The sequence below is a fragment of the Alphaproteobacteria bacterium genome (genome assembly GCA_020638555.1).
GTDB lineage: Bacteria > Pseudomonadota > Alphaproteobacteria > Bin95 > Bin95 > JACKII01.
This window is the reverse complement of record JACKII010000006.1, coordinates 111,589-127,668: the sequence shown is the minus strand read 5'-3', so window position 1 is coordinate 127,668 and position 16,080 is coordinate 111,589. Positions and strand designations below refer to the sequence as shown.

Sequence of the window (16,080 nt, the reverse complement as noted above, 5' to 3'; positions counted from 1 at the left end):
GATTTACACCCCGACCGATTGTGTCAACAATTGACCGGCTGCTGGTGGCGAGTCTGGCCGCGAGCCTCACACCGGCTCGGCCACCACATACCAATGCCAGGTGCCCGGGCCTTTCTGTTCCCGGTCCTCCAGGGCCAGCACCTCGAACCCCTCGAACAGGGCGACCAGTTCGGCGGCATTGCAGTAAAAGTGCGGATGGTCCTTGTCGCCGCCCGCGCCCTGGCGGATGTAGGTGTCGGGCGCGATCTCCGTTCCCTCGCCATAGCGAGCATTGCGCTTCGAGAGCATGGTGCCCTGATAGACGCCGCCGGGTTTCAGCACCCGCCGCACCTCTTGCAGCGTCTTGCGCACCACGTCGGCATCGCCGTGATAGATCACGTTCAGCGCCAGCACATAATCGAAGCTGGCGTCCGGGAAGGGCAGCGCCGTCATCTCACCCCGTTCGAAGATGATGGCCAGCCCCTCCTCTTCCGCCGCCTCGCGCGCATATTCCAGGCCGGCCAGACTGGCGTCGAAGGCGGTGGTGACGAAGCCCAGGCGCGCCAGCGCCAGGCTGTGCCGGCCGATGCCGCAGCCCAGGTCCAGCGCGGTCTCGGCCCCGTCCTCGCGCCGGGCCTGGCCCCAATGCAGCACGACCGGGTCCGGGTTGAGCCATTCCTCGCGGCCTTCGCCGCTTCTCCAGCGTTCGTCCCAGGAATGGTGAGCGGTGGCGGTGTCGTGCATGGTCTTTGTCCTCGCATCCCCGCGGCCGGCCGCAGCCCTTGCCGTTTCTTTGGGCAAGCTTAGCCCTTCCCGCACCGCCGCGCCATCACCACCGGACAACGGGTGGAGGGGAGTTGCGCGGCTAGACCCATCCGGCCAGTTCGCGCCGCACCAGATCGGCCAGCAGGTCCAGATGCGCCGGCGCATCGTTCAGGCCGGGCACAAAGGTGAACCGTTCACCGCCCGCCGCCCTGAATTGCTCGGCGCCGGTCATGGCGATCTCCTCCAGCGTCTCCAGGCAATCGGCGCTGAAGCCGGGGGTCACCACGGCCAGCCGCTTCACCCCCTCACGGCCGAGGCGCGCGAATTCCTGGTCGGTGTAGGGTTGCAGCCATTCCTCGCGGCCGAACCGGGACTGGAAGCTGAGCACGAAGCGGTCTTCCGGCCAGTCGAGCGCCTCGCGCAGCAGGCGGGCGGTCTTGGCGCAGTGGCAATGATAGGGGTCGCCCAGGTCCAGATAGCGTTTCGGCACGCCGTGGAACGAGGCCAGCAGCACCTCCGGCTCCCAGTCCAGCCCCGCCAGATGCCGACGGATCGAGCCGGCCAGCGCCGCAATATAGGCCGGATCGTCGTGCCAGGGCGGCGCGGTGCGGAAGGCCGGCTGCCAGCGCATCCGCATCAGCGCGGCGAACGCCGCGTCGCAGGCGGTGGCGGTGGTGGCGGCGGCGTATTGGGGATAGAGCGGCACCAGCAGCACGCGCGTGCAGCCGGCCTGCTGCATCGCCTCCAGCCGCGAGGCGATCGAGGGGTTGCCATAGCGCATGCCCCAATCGACCAGGACCCGCCCCCCCAGATCGCCGAGGCGCGCCGCCACGCCTTCGGCCTGGGCGCGGGTGATGGTGCGCAGCGGCGACTCGTCCCGCTCCTCGTTCCAGATCCTGGCATAGGCCTCGCCCGATTTCTTGGGGCGGGTGTTCAGGATGATGCCGTTCAGGATCGCCCACCACAGCACGCGGTTGACGTCAATCACTCGCCGGTCCGAGAGGAATTCCTTCAGATAGCGCCGCATCGAGGCCGGGTCGTGCCCGTCCGGCGTGCCGAGCGCCGTCAGCAGCACGCCGACCTTCGGCTGCGGCAGCGGCGGATGGTCGGGCGGCAGGCGATAGGCGGTCATCCGTCGGGCTCTCTCTCGCGGTGGGGCTCAACCGGGCGATATGGTGGCCGGCTCTTAGAAAGGCCAGGGGTGCCGACGACGCGGCCGTCGCCAGAGCAACGCCCCGGGAATGCCCCGGGGCGTCTCAAACCGTAGCGATAGCGGCCGCACGCATCCGGACGCATCCGCGCCGTCAGTCGATGCGCTTGCCCTTGGCCACCATCCGCCGCCAGTTCTCCTGGTAATGAAAGGCGGTGCGGTTGATGCCGGCGATCTGCTCCGGTCCCAGCTGGCGTACCACCTTGCCGGGAATGCCCAGCACCATGGAGCCCTCGGCCACCTCCATCCCCTCGCGGACAAAGGCCTTGGCGCCGACCAGGCAGTTCTTGCCGATCTTCGCCCCGTTCAGCACCACGGCGCCAATGCCCACCAGCGAGCCCTCGCCGACGGTGCAACCGTGCAGCATGGCCATGTGGCCGACGCTGGAGTTTTTCTCCAGCGTCAGCGGGAAGCCGGGGTCGGTGTGCAGCACGCTGCCGTCCTGCACCTGCGCCCCCTCGCCGATGGTGATCAGCTCGTTGTCGCCGCGGATGGTGCAGCCCCACCAGACCGAGGCACCCTTGCAGATGCGCACATTGCCGATCACCGTGGCCGTCGGCGCGATCCAGCAATCGTCCGGATCGTCCAGAACGGGGCGCATGCCGTCCAGTTCGTAGAGCGGCATCAACGCGGCCCCATGCGGATGGCGCCGTCGACGCGGATGGTCTCGCCGTTCATATAGTCGTTGCGGATCAGCTCCATGGCCATGCTGGCATATTCGTGGTCATGGCCGGTGCGCTTCGGGAACGGCACCTGCTTGCCCAGCATGTCCAACGTCTCGTCCGGCAGGCCCTTCAGCAGCGGCGTCAGCATGATGCCCGGCGCAATGGTGTTGACGCGAATGCCATAGCTGGAGAGATCGCGCGCCGCGCAGATGGTCAGGCCGATCACGCCGCCCTTCGACGAGGCATAGGCCGACTGGCCGATCTGCCCTTCATAGCCGGCGACCGAGGCGGTGTTGACGATGGCGCCGCGGGCGCCCTCTTCGTTCAGCGGCTCTTCCGCCGCCATCTGCGCGGCGGCGAGGCGGAGCGTGTTGAACGTGCCGATCAGGTTGACCTCGATGATGCGGCGATAATGGTCCAGCTCCATCGGCTTGCCCTGGCGGTCGACGATCCGGACCGAGCCGCCGATGCCGGCGCAGTTGACGCAGACGCGGGTCGGGCCGTTCTTGGCCTTGGCCTCGGCAAACGCGGCCTCGGCGCTTTCGGCGTTGGACACGTCCACCTCGACCGCGATGGTGCTGCCGCCCAGTTCCGCCGCCGTCTGGCGGGCCAGTTCGATATTGCGGTCGAACAGCGCCACCTTGGCGCCCGCCTCCACCAGCTTCGTCGCGGTGGCCCGGCCAAGCCCGGATGCGCCACCGGTCACGACGGCCGCAAGCCCTTTCACATCCATCTCTGGATCTCCTCGTCAACGTCCATTGATCGCCTCCGGTGGTAGCACCGCGCTGCACCGGACGCCAGTGCCTAGGCGGTCGGCGAGGAGGTCGCAGGCGCGTGCAACGGCAAGGCAATGGCGAAGGTCGATCCGCGCTCGGACGAGCGCAACAGCTCCAGCCGCCCGTCGAACTGCTTCATGATTTCCCAGCTGATCGCCAGCCCCAGGCCGGCCCCGGCGCGGCCCTGCTCCACCCGCTGCCAGCCGCGGGCGAATTTGGTGAACAGTTTCGGCCGGTCGGCCTCGGCGATACCCGGGCCGTTGTCCTCCACCAGCACCCGGTATTCCGTCCCTTCGATCTGGCTGGAGACGACCACCAGCGGGTTCGGGTTGGTGTTGTACTTGATGGCATTGGCGATCAGGTTGACCAGAACCTGTTCCAGCCGGTCGATATGGGCGCGCACCTGGACGTCGCCCGCCCCCGGCAGATGGTCGACATTCACGCGCAACTGCCGTGCCAGGCCCTCGCAGGCGGCAAGCGCCCGGCCCACCGCATCCTCCGGGTTCAGCGCCTCCAGTTCCAGCGCGCGCTCGCCCTTCTCCAGGTGGCTGAGGTCCAGGATTTCGTCCAGCAGCCGCGTCAGCCGCAGGCTTTCCTCCTGGATGATGGTCAGAAAGCGCTTGGCCTGGGCGGGCGGGATATCGTCCGCGTTGATCAGCACGTCGCTGAACGACCGGATCGAGGTCATGGGCGTGCGCAATTCGTGGCTGACCTGGCTCAGAAAGTCGTCCTTCTCGTGGTCGAGCTGGCGCAACCGCAGATTGGCGGCGCGCAGTTGCGCCGCGGTCCGCTCCAACTCGCGCGATTTCACTTCCAGCTCGTGGCTGTATTCGATCACCTGCTGGGTTTCGTCGATCATGCGCACGATCTCGTTCATGCTGATGGTCTCGCCCGAGGCCACCTGCCCGATCATCACCCGCGCCGACGCGGCACCGATGGAGCCCGCCAGCTGCCGCTCCAGCGCCCCGATGAAGGCCGCATCCGGCCGCGGCAGGTTGCCGGGCACGCCCTGGCGCCGCGCCGCCGCCTGGAACAGCCGCAACGCCTCGTCGGCCCCCAGAATGCGCTGGGTCAGCACGAACAGGTCGTCGATGGCGGCGGTCCGCACCAGTGCCCGGCTTTCGTGCTGGGCCGGATTGCGGAACACGTCGACGAACAGCGCGCTCTGCAACCGCTCCAGCGGCGCGCGCTGGGAAAACAGCGAGACGCCGACCAGCAGGGCGACATTGGCCGACAGGCTCCAATAGACCGCATGCACCAGCGGATCGAGATGGCTGAGGCCCAGCAACGCATTCGGCCGCAACCAGACCAGACCGAACGGCCCGTCGGCGACGAGGTCGGCGACCCAGTTGCCGTGAACCGCGAAATTCGGCAGCAGCAGGGTATAGGCCCAGACCAGAAACCCGGCGGAGAGGCCGGCGACCGCGCCCTTTGCCGTCGCCCCCCGCCAATAAAGGCCGATGACGATGGCCGGCAGGAACTGCGCCACCCCCGCGAATGCGATCAGGCCCATCGCCGCCAGCGCCGGCTGGTTCGCCGTGACCTGGTAGTACAGAAAGCCCAGCAGCATGACCATGCCGATGGCGACCCGCCGCGCGTTCAGCAACAGGCTGCGCACGTCGCCGCTTTCGTCGACCCGGTGACGGGGCAAGCGCAGCGCCAGCGGCATGACGATATGATTGGAAATCATGATCGAAAGCGCGATGGAGGCGACGATCACCATGCTGGTCGCCGACGAAAACCCGCCGATAAAGGTCAGCAGCGCCAGCCAGTCCGCCCCCGCCGCCATGGGCAGGGTGAGGACGAACATGTCCGGGTTGGCGCCGTCCGGCAGATGGCCCAGGCCGACAATGGCGATCGGCAGGGTGAACAGGCACATCAGCACCAGATAGGCCGGAAACAGCCAGGAGGCGGTCGCCAGATGCCGCTCGTTCGCGTTTTCCACCACGGTGATCTGGAACTGGCGCGGCAGGCAGATGATGGCTGCGGCGGCCAGAAAGGTCAGTGTCAGCCAGCGGCTGCCGAACGGGTCCTCCCGCGCCAGCACCGCCCGCGCCTCCGGGCTGGAAAAGACCTCGGGCAGGCCGCCGCCAATGGCAAACACGACGAACACGCCAACGGCCAGCAGCGCCACCAGCTTCACCAGCGCCTCGAACGCGATGGCCGCGACCACGCCCGGATGGCGCTCGTTCGCGTCGATATTGCGGGTGCCGAACAGGATGGTGAACACCGCCAGCCCGACCGCCAGCCAGAAGGCCGGCACCGCCTCCCCCTCTCCGGCGGAAATGCCCAGCAGCGCCTCGGGATGGGCGTTGGAGACGATCTGGAAACTGCTGGTCACCGCCTTCAGTTGCAGGGCGATATAGGGGGTGGTGCCCAGCACGGCCAGCAAGGTCACGAGCACGGCCAGCGTGTTGCTTTTGCCGAAGCGCGACGAAATCAGGTCGGCAATCGAGGAAATGCGGTGCGTCCGGCCGATCCGCACCATTTTGCGCAGCAGATACCACCAGCCGATGAAGACCAGGGTCGGCCCCAGATAGATCGTCACGAACTCCAGGCCGCCGCGCGCGGCCGAGCCGACGGCGCCATAGAAGGTCCACGACGTGCAATAGACCGAAATCGACAGCGTGTAGATCACCGGCCCCTGCACCAGGCCCAGCCGCCCGGCCTTCGCCAGCCGATCCGCCAGAAACGCCAGGCCGAACAGCAATGCCACATAGGCCAGCGCGAAGATCAGGACGCGGTCGGCACTCAGCATCGCCGGTGGGTCCTCACGGCCCCGGCTCGTCGGCGGGCGGTGCGTCCAGCGGCTCGGCGCGGATCAGGGCACGGGCCAGCAAAAACGCCAGCACGATCAGGCCGATCCAGGTGCCGAACACATAAAGCATCGCCCGAGCGCCGCCATCGGCCTCGGCCCCGCTCTCGACCAGGCGGATGATCGGCGACAGCAGCAGGAACACGCCCAGCAGCGGCAACACCAGGGCGGCGGCGTGCAGTTTCTGGCGGTTCATGGCCTCGCATTCTCCTTTGCCGCGACGGGCGGCCGCGCTAGCCCCGGCCGCGATAGGGCGCCACGCCCTGATCCGGCAGCCACAGGCCGGCCGGCGGCTCGCCGGTCTGCCAGAACACGTCGATGGGCATGCCGCCGCGCGGATACCAATAGCCGCCGATCCGCAGCCAGCGCGGCGCCAGCGTCGCCACCAGCTTCTTGCCGATATCCAGCGTGCAGGCCTCGTGAAAGGCGCCGTGATTGCGAAACGCGCCCAGATAGAGCTTCAGCGACTTGCTCTCCACCAACCAGCCGTCCGGCGCGTAGTCCAGCACCAGATGCGCAAAATCCGGCTGGCCGGTCACCGGGCAGAGCGATGTGAATTCCGGCTGCACGAAGCGAACCGTGTAGAGCGTGTCCGGGTGCGGGTTGGGAATTCGCTCCAAAACCGCCGTCTCGGGGCTTGCCGGCGTTTCGGTCTGGCGACCCAGTTGGGTCAGGTGCTCGGTGGGCATGGGCCTACACCTCTCCGGTGGCCAGTTCCGCCACCCGCGACAAGACGTCGATATTCGAGAAGGGCTTGGTGATGAAGGCGTTGGCGCCCAGTTCCTGCGCCAGCCGCCGGTCCTTTTCCTGGCCTTTCGCGGTCAGCATCAGCACGGGCAATCCGGCAATGGCCGGGTCCGCCCGCACCGCCTTCAACACCTCATAGCCCGAAAGGGTCGGCAACATCACATCCAGCACCAGCACATCCGGCCGATAGCTGCGCGCCGTCGTCACCGCCGCTTGCCCATCGGCGACCCAGCGGGTCTCGTGGCCGGCGCGCTCCAGCAGGAATCGCAGCAATTCGGCGATATTCGCCTCATCCTCTGCGATCAGAACTTTCGTGGTCAACGGGCTATCCTCCAACGCGCCGACCCAAGGCCAACGCTAGACGGGAACGATAGCAGCTTCGGCGCGATGCAGGCAGTCCTTGCGTGGACACATGCGGCAGGTGGGCCCAACCGGCGTCTCGATCCCACGGGCCGACAGGTTCAGACCGTCGGCATAAACGGTGCGGTCGGCGTGGATGGTATCACAGGCGAGCATGACGGCACGCAAAAACGGCGGTTCCGGAAAGCGCGCCGGGTCCTTGGCGACCGTGCGGGCGATGAACAGGAAGCGGGCGCGGTTCGGAAACTGCACCACCTGGCGCACGATCCGGTCCGGCGCCTGGAACGCCCGGTAGATCGCCCAGAGCGGACACCCGGTCCCGCTGCGCGGAATCCCCAGGCCCGGCAGCGGAAACCGTTTGGAGAGGCTGCCGGCCGGATCGGCCCGCAGGAAGCCGAACGGCACCCCTTCGGCCCCCGGTCGCCGCAACGTCACCAGACGGTGCGCCACCTGCTCGAAGCTGGCGGCATAGCGCTGGCGCAGCAATTCGATGTCATAGCGCAACCGTTCGGCCTGCTCCAGGAACGGCTCATAGGGAAACAGGCAGGCACCGGCCACATAGGCCCCCAGCGCCCGTGCCGCCCGGCGCCGTGCGGCGGCGCTGCTCACCGCCGCCCCGGCAAGCTCGACCGCGACCGCATCGGCCGCAAACAGGTCGGCCGCCATGTGCGCCATGTGAAAGCGGCGCGTCGAGGGGCTGGCATTGTCGAGGAAGACCAGTTCCTGCCCCTCCGCGTTCACGCGGGCCTGATTGTGAAACTGGGCCAGATCGGCCTCGGTCGGGGCCACGGAGCGGACGGAAATTCCCCGGCGCCGTTCCAGATAATCGATCAGGGCCGCGTCCATGGTGCTGCCATGGGCGGCCAGAGCCCGGCGCATGGCGTCCGCAGCCTGCTCCAGCCGGGGAAAATGGTTGCCGTGGGATATGAAGTGATCGTCCACCTCCTCGTGCGGAATGCCGCTGCCGCCGCTGGCCGTCGGCCGGTCGAAATACCGGACGATTGCCTGGGCCGCCGCCGCCAGGTTGGCGCTCTCCTCGCCGACGATGGCATCGAAGCGCGCACGCGTTTCCGGCGGCAACGCCTCGCCGCCCTCGATGATTTCGGCGGTGGCGCGGATCGCGGTCACATGCGAGATCACCTGGTGCAGCGCATCGGCCAGCACCGGGTCCTGCGCCAGCCGGTCCGACAGCGCCGCAACCGTCAGTTCCTGGGCGCGGGTGTAGCGCAGGGCCGCCAGCAAGGCCGCGGCCCAGGTCGGATGCCGGCCGACGAAATCCGCGACGCTGGCCGGGTCGACACCGGCTTGCCGCACCACCGGCGCGCCGGCGGCTTCGGTCAGGTCGGCGATCAGGCGCCGCTCGGTCTCGCCGGTCAGTTGGTCCAGGTCGAGGTCCAGATGGCGGGCGATCTGTTGCAGCAGGCGGCCGCCGATCGTGCGCTTGTTCGCTTCGATCAGGTTCAGATAGCTCGCGGAAATGCCGAGCGATTTCGCCAATCCGACCTGGGTCATCCCCAAGGCGCGGCGACGCTCGCGAATGCGGAACCCGATAGGGGCGGCAGCAACCATGGTCTGGCTCCCGGATGCGCGCGTCAGTCACAAATTGACACTGCGCTGCACATAATCGTGCGCATTTTGACAAATTTTTTCTTATAATTCAATGTGATATTGCATTGCATTTCGCCGCCTCTTTACACTGTCCCCCTGCAAATGGCGCCAGGCGCCATCCGGCGGGCCACGTCGGCCCGGCCTGATTTCGTCCACGGGAGGACATACCAGATGGTTGATTTCACCAAAGGATTTGGGCGCCGCAGCGTGCTGAAAGGCCTGGGCGCCAGCAGCGTCGCCCTGGCCACCCCGGCCTTCTTCACCCGCCATGCCTTCGGCGCGGAATTCCGCAACAATCCCGGCAATGCCGCCAACGTGATGTTCGGTTTCAACGTGCCGCAGACCGGCGCCTATGCCGACGAGGGTGCGGACGAGTTGCGCGCCTACCAGCTCGCCGTGAAGCACATCAATGGCGAGGGCGATGGCGGCATGCTCAACACCATGCAGCCGCTGGCGCTGAAGGGCGACGGCGTCAACGGCAAGAAGGTGACCTATGTCACCGGCGACACCCAGACCAAGTCCGACGCCGCCCGCGCCAGCGCCAAGCGCATGATCGAGAAGGACGGTGTCATCATGTTCTCCGGCGGCTCGTCCTCCGGCGTCGCCGTCGCGGTGCAATCGCTGGCGCAGGAGATGGGCGTGGTCTTCATGGCCGGCCTGACCCACTCCAACGACACCACGGGCAAGGACAAGCGTCGGTACGGCTTCCGGCATTTCTTCAACGCCTACATGACCGGTCGGGCATTGGGTCCGATCCTGCAAAAGGAGATGGGCAGCGACCGCCGCGCCTATCACCTGACCGCCGACTATACCTGGGGCTGGACCCAGGAAGAGTCGATCAAGAACACCACCGAGGAACTCGGCTGGCAGACCGTCGCCGCCGTGCGCACGCCGCTCGGCGCCGGCGATTTCAGCCAGTATATCACGCCGGTGCTGAATTCCGGCGCCGACGTTCTGATCCTGAACCACTACGGCAAGGACATGATCAATTCCTTGACCCAGGCGGTGCAGTTCGGCCTGCGGGACAAAATGGTTAACGGCAAGAAGTTCGAGATCGTGGTGCCGCTGTTCTCGCGCCTGATGGCCCGCGGCGCCGGCGATGCGATCAAGGGCATTCTGGGTACCACCAACTGGAACTGGAAGCTTCAGGACGCGGCCAGCCAGGCCTTCGTCAAATCCTTCGGCCAGGAATACGGCTTCCCGCCGTCGCAGGCGGCGCAGACCTGTTACGTCCAGGCCATCCTTTATGCCGATGCCTGCCAGCGCGCCGGCACCTTCTATCCGCCGGAGGTCATCAAGGCCCTGGAAGGCTTCAAGTTCGACGGCATGGGCAATGGCCCGACCGAGTATCGCGCCGCCGACCACCAGTGCTTCAAGGACGTGCTGGTCGTGCGCGGCAACGAGAACCCGACCAGCCAGTTCGACCTGCTGAACGTCGTGGAAATCGTGCCCCGCAAGCAGGTGGAGTACGACCCGGCAATCTTCGGCGGCGAACTCGGGCCCTACGAAGTCAAGATGTAAGCGTCTGCCCACCGGGAAGGGTGCCCGCACCCTTCCCGCCATGGCGTCGGCAGCGGCCTGCAAGGAGAACACGGTGGACGCCGTCATTCTGCAAATTCTGAACGGGCTCGACAAAGGCGGCGCCTATGCGTTGATCGCCTTGGGGCTCACCCTGATCTTCGGCACGCTCGGCGTGGTCAACTTCGCCCACGGCGCGCTGTTCATGCTGGGCGCATTCTGCGCGGTCACCTTCAACAAGCTGCTGACGCTCCAGCAAGTCACCCTCGACCCGACCCAGAAAACGCCCTGGGGCACCGCGCTGGAAGTGCACACGCCCTATGCGCAACTCTGGTTCGGCGATTTCGGCTCGTTCCTGATCGACTATTCGGTGCCGTTTTCCATTCTGTTGGCCATCCCGGTCATGATGGTGATCGGGTTGGTGATGGAACGGGGCCTGATCCGCTTTTTCTACAACCGTCCCCACGCCGAACAGATCCTGGTGACGTTCGGGCTCGCCATCGTGTTGCAGGAAATCGTCAAGAGCTTCTTCGGCGCCAACCCCCTGCCCCAGCCCGCGCCGGACATCGTCTCCGGCAGCGCCGATCTCGGCGCCTGGCTCGGGCTTGCCGGCTCGATCGTCTATCCGTGGTGGCGCATCGTCTATCTGCTGTTTTCGCTGGCAATCGTCGGCGCGGTGTTCGCCTTCCTGAACCTGACCACCTACGGCATGGTCGTGCGTGCCGGCATGGCGGACCGCGAGACCGTCGGTCTGCTGGGCATCCCGATCCAGCGGCGCTTCACCGTCGTCTTCGCCATCGCCGCCGTGGTCGCGGGGCTGGCGGGCGTGATGTACACGCCGATCCTGCCGCCGGACTACCATATGGGCATGGATTTCCTGGTCCTGTCCTTCGTCGTGGTCGTGGTCGGCGGCATGGGCTCGCTGCCAGGCGCGGTGGCGGCCGGCTTCCTGCTCGGCATCCTGCAAAGCTTCGCCTCCATGACCGAGGTGAAGGCGCTGCTGCCCGGCATCGACCAGATCATCATCTATCTGGTGGCCGTGATCATTCTGCTGATCCGCCCGCGCGGGCTGATGGGCCGCAAGGGTGTGATGGAGAGCTAAATTGATATTCCGAGACCTCTCCCGCAACGATCTGCTGCTGCTCGCCGGCTTCGCCGCCGTCGTGCTGACCATGCCGCTCTGGCTGGCACCGCTCGGCGCCGGCTATCCGGACCTGATGCAGAAATTCGCGATCTACGGCATATTCGCCATCGGCTTCAACATCCTGTTCGGCATGACCGGCTATCTCTCGTTCGGCCACGCCGCCTTTCTGGGCGTCGGCAGCTATGCCGCGGTCTGGGTGTTCAAGGGGCTGACCATGAACGTGGTCCCCGCCATCGCCTTCGCCGTGCTGATCGCCGCCGCCTTTGCCTGGCTGATCGGCTATGTCAGCCTGCGCCGCACCGGCATCTATTTCTCGATCCTGACGCTGGCCTTCGCGCAGATGAGCTACAACCTGGCCTATTCCGTGCTGACGCCGATCACCAATGGCGAGACCGGCCTGCAACTGGCCCGCACCGACCCGCGCATTCTCGACAACCTGTTCTTCCAGCAGGGCGACGGCCTGCCGCTCACCAACCTGTTCGGGATCTCGATGCTGGGCTATTCCGGCTTCTATGTCTGTGCCGTGCTGTTGATCGTCTGCTTCCTGATCGCCATGCGCATCAACCGCTCGCCCTTCGGCATGATGCTCCGGGCGATCAAGTCGAACCAGAACCGCATGGGCTATACCGGCTTCAACACCCGCCCCTACACGCTGAGCGCCTTCGTCATTTCCGGTGCCTATGCCGGCCTTGCCGGCGCGCTGCTCGCCTGCACCGACCCGCTGGCCGGCGCCGAGCGCATGCAGTGGACCGCCTCCGGCGAGGTGGTGCTGATGACCATTCTCGGCGGCGCCGGCACCTTGGTCGGCCCGGTGCTGGGCGCGGGCCTGATCAAGTATTTCGAGAACATTTTCTCCGCCATCAACGAGGGCGTGCTGCACCGCACCTTCGACGCCCTGCCCGGCCCGCTGGCCGACGCGGTCACCTGGCTCGTCAACCCGTTCGTCGGCGAGGGCTGGCACCTGATGCTGGGCGTCGCCTTCATGCTGGTGGTGATCTTCCTGCCCGGCGGCGTGATGGAGGGCTTCCGCCGTTTGGCCCGATTGTTCCGGCGCTCCGGCGGCGACGGCGGCGCCAAGGCGCCCGCCCGCCCGCTCGCGCAGCCGGCCGAATAAGGGAGGTCCGAACCCATGACCGCCATTCTCGACGTCCAGGGCGTCAACAAGACCTTCGGCGGCCTGAAGGCGCTGGACAATGTCAACCTTCAGGTGGAGGAAGGCAGCGTCCACGCCATCATCGGCCCGAACGGCGCCGGCAAGTCGACCCTGCTCAACTGCTTCATCGGCCGCCTGCGTCCGGACACCGGCACGGTGCTGTTCTCCGGCCAGTCGCTGCTGGGCCTGCAACCGCACGAGATCAACCAGGCCGGCGTCTCGCGCGTGTTCCAGACGCCGGAGATTTTCGCCGACCTCTCGCTGCACGAGAACGTGATGATCCCGTCCTTCGCCAAGTCGGACGGCGCCTTCCGCATCAATGCGTGGGAGGCCGTGGGCTCGCGCCGGGCGGTGATCGCCAGGGCCGACGACATGCTGCGGGAGGTCGGGCTCTGGGAGAAGCGCGACGTCATCGCCGGCTCGCTCAGCCGCGGCGACAAGCGCCGGCTGGAACTGGCCATGTGCCTGGTGCAGGACCCGAAACTGCTGCTGCTGGACGAGCCAACCGCCGGCATGAGCCGGGCCGACACCAACAACACCATCGACCTGCTGAAGAAGATCGGCGAGCGCGGCATCACCAAGATCATCATCGAGCACGACATGCACGTGGTGTTTTCGCTGGCGCACAAGATCAGCGTGCTGGCCCGCGGCCACGTCATCGCCGAGGGCTCGCCCGACCAGATCAAGGGTGACCCGCGGGTCCAGGAAGCCTATCTGGGAGGGGCCCACGTATGACCGTGCAAACCGCCACCGCCCCCGTCATTCGGAACAGCGACGCCATGAGCCCAGCCGCGCCCTTCCTCGCCGTCCGCGACGTGCATGCCTATTATGGTGAGAGCTATATCGTGCAGGGCGTGTCGTTCGACCTTGCGGAGAAGCAAATCCTGGCGCTGCTGGGCCGCAACGGCGCCGGCAAGACCTCGACGCTTCGCACCATCGCCCGCACGGAAACCCCGGCGCTGCGCCGAGGCGAGATCACGCTCGGCAGCGACAAACTGCACCGCATGCAGGCCTATCAGGCGGCGCAGAAGGGCGTGCAGCTCGTGCCCGAAGACCGCCGCATCATCCCCGGCCTGACGGTGGAGGAAAACCTGACGCTCGCCCAGGTCGCGGAGCCGAAGGGCTGGGAGCTGGAGCGGATTTACGATCATTTTCCGCGCCTTGCCGAACGCCGCCGCCAGGAGGCGATCACCATGTCCGGCGGCGAGCAGCAAATGCTGGCCGTCGCGCGCGCACTCGCCCGCGACATCCGGCTGTTGCTTCTCGACGAACCCTATGAAGGGCTGGCGCCGACCATCGTGCGGGAAATCGAAAGCATATTGATCGAAATCAAGGAAATCGGAATCACAACGATTATTGTCGAACAGAACGCGGTGGCCGCCCTTCAGCTTGCAGATCGGGCGGTTATCCTCGAAATGGGCGAAGTGGTCTATGACGGCACCGCACGCGAAGTGCTTGATAACGAAGACCTCCGCCATGAATACCTTGCCATTTGAGGCACGGAGGGCGGGGCGTCGGTCGTAGGGCACGCGACCGACGCCATTCCAGACCCGGGCAGCAGGTCCCGGCGAGCCAACGGTTGGCCGGGACCTGTCGTTGCCGACGGCCTCCGGGGTCTTTCCCCACGGCGCGAACCCTACGGCGCGTTGCCGATTGCCGCCTCGCGCCCGGCGTGCTTTCCTGTCGGACGATAACCAAAGCACGTTAGTCCCGGAGGACGCCTGTCCATGGCGCAAGAAACCGTCGACGTACTCATCATCGGTGCCGGGGCCTCCGGCGCGGCCATGGCCTGGAGTCTGGCCGAGACCAAGATGCACATCGTCTGTCTGGAACAGGGCGGACTGATGAACCCGCTCGCCTATCCCTCGACCGGGCGGGATTGGGAGGCGCGGGCGCTCAGCGACTTCGCCACCAACCCGAATGTGCGCGGCCTGGTGACCGACTATCCGATCAACGAGGCGGACTCGCCGATCAAGGTGGCCAATTTCAACGGCGTCGGCGGCGGCACCGTGCTCTATGCCGGCCACTTTCCCCGCTTCCACCCGAGCGATTTCCGGGTCAAGAGCCTGGACGGCGTCGCCGACGACTGGCCGATCGACTACAACCAGCTTGCCCCTTATTACGCCGAGAACGAGAAAATGACCGGCGTCGCCGGCATGAACGGCGACCCTGCATATCCCTCCGACAACGCGCAACGCCTGCCGCCGCTGCCGCTGGGCGAGTCGGGCAAGGTGTTGGCCAAGGGCTTCAACAATCTGGGCTGGCACTGGTGGCCGAGCGACACCGCCATCATCACCGAGGACTATGACGGCCGCGCCGGCTGCATCAATCTGGGCGCGTGCGGCGCCGGCTGCGCTCAGGGCGCCAAGGGCTCGGCCGACGTCACCTACTGGCCGCACGCCCAGCGCGCCGGTGTCGAACTGCGCACCCGCTGCCGCGTGCGCGAGATCACGGTCGGGCCGGACGGCATGGCCACCGGTGCGCGCTATGTCACCGGCCAGGGCGAGGAGCGGGAAATCAACGCCCACGTGGTCGTGGTCGCCTGCAACGGCATCGGCACGCCGCGCCTGCTGCTGAACTCCAAGTCGCCGCAGCACCCGGATGGCCTCGCGAACTCTTCGGGCCTGGTGGGCAAGAACCTGATGTTCCACCCCTATGCCTGGATCCAGGGCATGTTCGATGAGCCGACCGACGGCTTTGCCGGCCCGCATAAGCTGATGCGCAGCCAGGAATTCTACGAGACCGACGCGGATCGCGGCTATGTGCGCGGCTACACGCTGGAAATCCAGCGCGGCATGCCGCCGGTGCGCACCGCCCACACCGGCCTGCGCCACGGCCGCATCCCCTGGGGCGAGGGCCATCACGACGCCTTCCGCACGATGTTCGGCCACTGCACCGGCATGGTTGCGGTCTGCGAGGACCTGCCGGAGGAGCACAACACCGTCACCATCGACCCCGACCTGACCGACTCCGACGGCATCCCGGCGCCGAAGATCAGCTACACGCTGTCGGAAAACTCCAAGCGCATGCTGCAACACGGCGTCGACCGGGCCACCGACATTCTGAAGGCGGGCGGCGCGTTCGATGTCTATTCCGAATGGCCGATCCCCTATGGCGGCTGGCACCTGATGGGCACGGCGCGCATGGGCAAGGACCCGGCGCGCTCGGTGGTGAACGAGTGGGGCCGGGCGCACGACTGCAAGAACCTGTTCGTCATCGACGGCAGCATTTTCGTGACATCGGCCGGCGTGAACCCGACCAACACCATCCAGGCGCTGGCGCTTTATGTGGCGGACCAGATGAAGCAGCGCCTCGCCAGCGCCACCCTGTTCGACTGAGG

Annotated in this window: 15 protein-coding genes; 6 read left to right on the top strand and 9 right to left on the bottom strand. The window is 66.7% G+C overall.

Features of this window, described 5'->3' with window-relative positions; all coding sequences use genetic code 11:
- Nucleotides 1–66: 66 nt before the first annotated feature.
- The 9 genes from H6844_18405 to H6844_18365 all read right to left on the bottom strand — a co-directional run bounded on the left by H6844_18405 (nt 67) and on the right by H6844_18365 (nt 8,886).
- Entirely contained in the window at nt 67–723 is a 657-nt protein-coding gene (locus H6844_18405) for a class I SAM-dependent methyltransferase (GenBank protein ID MCB9931381.1), read from the bottom strand.
- Nucleotides 724–844: 121 nt separating this feature from the next.
- Nucleotides 845–1,876 (bottom strand): ferrochelatase, encoded by a 1,032-nt coding sequence (locus H6844_18400; protein ID MCB9931380.1) that lies wholly within the window; start codon nt 1,874–1,876, stop codon nt 845–847.
- Nucleotides 1,877–2,048: 172 nt separating this feature from the next.
- The gene (locus tag H6844_18395; GenBank protein ID MCB9931379.1) at nt 2,049–2,579 is read right to left on the bottom strand and encodes a gamma carbonic anhydrase family protein; all 531 of its coding nucleotides are present in this window, start codon (nt 2,577–2,579) and stop codon (nt 2,049–2,051) included.
- A complete protein-coding gene (locus tag H6844_18390) occupies nt 2,579–3,352 on the bottom strand; it encodes an SDR family NAD(P)-dependent oxidoreductase (protein MCB9931378.1) in 774 nt (257 codons plus the stop codon). Before H6844_18390 ends, H6844_18395 begins: the two co-directional genes overlap by 1 nt.
- Before the next feature lie 71 nt (nt 3,353–3,423).
- On the bottom strand, nt 3,424–6,153 hold the full coding sequence (locus H6844_18385) for a sodium:solute symporter (protein ID MCB9931377.1): 2,730 nt from the start codon (nt 6,151–6,153) through the stop codon (nt 3,424–3,426).
- A gap of 13 nt (nt 6,154–6,166) precedes the next feature.
- The gene (locus H6844_18380) at nt 6,167–6,406 is read right to left on the bottom strand and encodes a hypothetical protein (protein MCB9931376.1); all 240 of its coding nucleotides are present in this window, start codon (nt 6,404–6,406) and stop codon (nt 6,167–6,169) included.
- Between the two features lie 37 nt (nt 6,407–6,443).
- On the bottom strand, nt 6,444–6,899 hold the full coding sequence (queF, locus tag H6844_18375) for an NADPH-dependent 7-cyano-7-deazaguanine reductase QueF (GenBank protein MCB9931375.1): 456 nt from the start codon (nt 6,897–6,899) through the stop codon (nt 6,444–6,446).
- 4 nt (nt 6,900–6,903) lie between these two features.
- Nucleotides 6,904–7,278 carry a response regulator gene (locus H6844_18370; GenBank protein ID MCB9931374.1) on the bottom strand — a complete coding sequence of 125 codons (375 nt, stop codon included), beginning with the start codon at nt 7,276–7,278 and terminating at the stop codon, nt 6,904–6,906.
- 36 nt (nt 7,279–7,314) lie between these two features.
- Nucleotides 7,315–8,886 carry a DUF2083 domain-containing protein gene (locus H6844_18365; GenBank protein ID MCB9931373.1) on the bottom strand — a complete coding sequence of 524 codons (1,572 nt, stop codon included), beginning with the start codon at nt 8,884–8,886 and terminating at the stop codon, nt 7,315–7,317.
- Nucleotides 8,887–9,096: 210 nt separating this feature from the next.
- Between H6844_18365 and H6844_18360 the strand changes: the two genes are divergently transcribed.
- From H6844_18360 to H6844_18335, 6 genes are all read left to right on the top strand, one after another.
- On the top strand, nt 9,097–10,446 hold the full coding sequence (locus H6844_18360) for a substrate-binding protein (GenBank protein ID MCB9931372.1): 1,350 nt from the start codon (nt 9,097–9,099) through the stop codon (nt 10,444–10,446).
- 73 nt (nt 10,447–10,519) lie between these two features.
- Nucleotides 10,520–11,545, top strand: a complete 1,026-nt coding sequence (locus H6844_18355; protein ID MCB9931371.1) for a branched-chain amino acid ABC transporter permease — start codon at nt 10,520–10,522, stop codon at nt 11,543–11,545.
- A 70-nt stretch (nt 11,546–11,615) separates the two neighbouring features.
- On the top strand, nt 11,616–12,701 hold the full coding sequence (locus H6844_18350) for a branched-chain amino acid ABC transporter permease (protein MCB9931370.1): 1,086 nt from the start codon (nt 11,616–11,618) through the stop codon (nt 12,699–12,701).
- Between the two features lie 15 nt (nt 12,702–12,716).
- The gene (locus H6844_18345; GenBank protein ID MCB9931369.1) at nt 12,717–13,475 is read left to right on the top strand and encodes an ABC transporter ATP-binding protein; all 759 of its coding nucleotides are present in this window, start codon (nt 12,717–12,719) and stop codon (nt 13,473–13,475) included.
- Nucleotides 13,472–14,236, top strand: a complete 765-nt coding sequence (locus tag H6844_18340; protein ID MCB9931368.1) for an ABC transporter ATP-binding protein — start codon at nt 13,472–13,474, stop codon at nt 14,234–14,236. The genes H6844_18345 and H6844_18340 overlap by 4 nt, the downstream gene beginning before the upstream one ends.
- Nucleotides 14,237–14,467: 231 nt before the next feature.
- Nucleotides 14,468–16,078 (top strand): GMC family oxidoreductase, encoded by a 1,611-nt coding sequence (locus H6844_18335; GenBank protein MCB9931367.1) that lies wholly within the window; start codon nt 14,468–14,470, stop codon nt 16,076–16,078.
- Nucleotides 16,079–16,080: the final 2 nt, after the last annotated feature.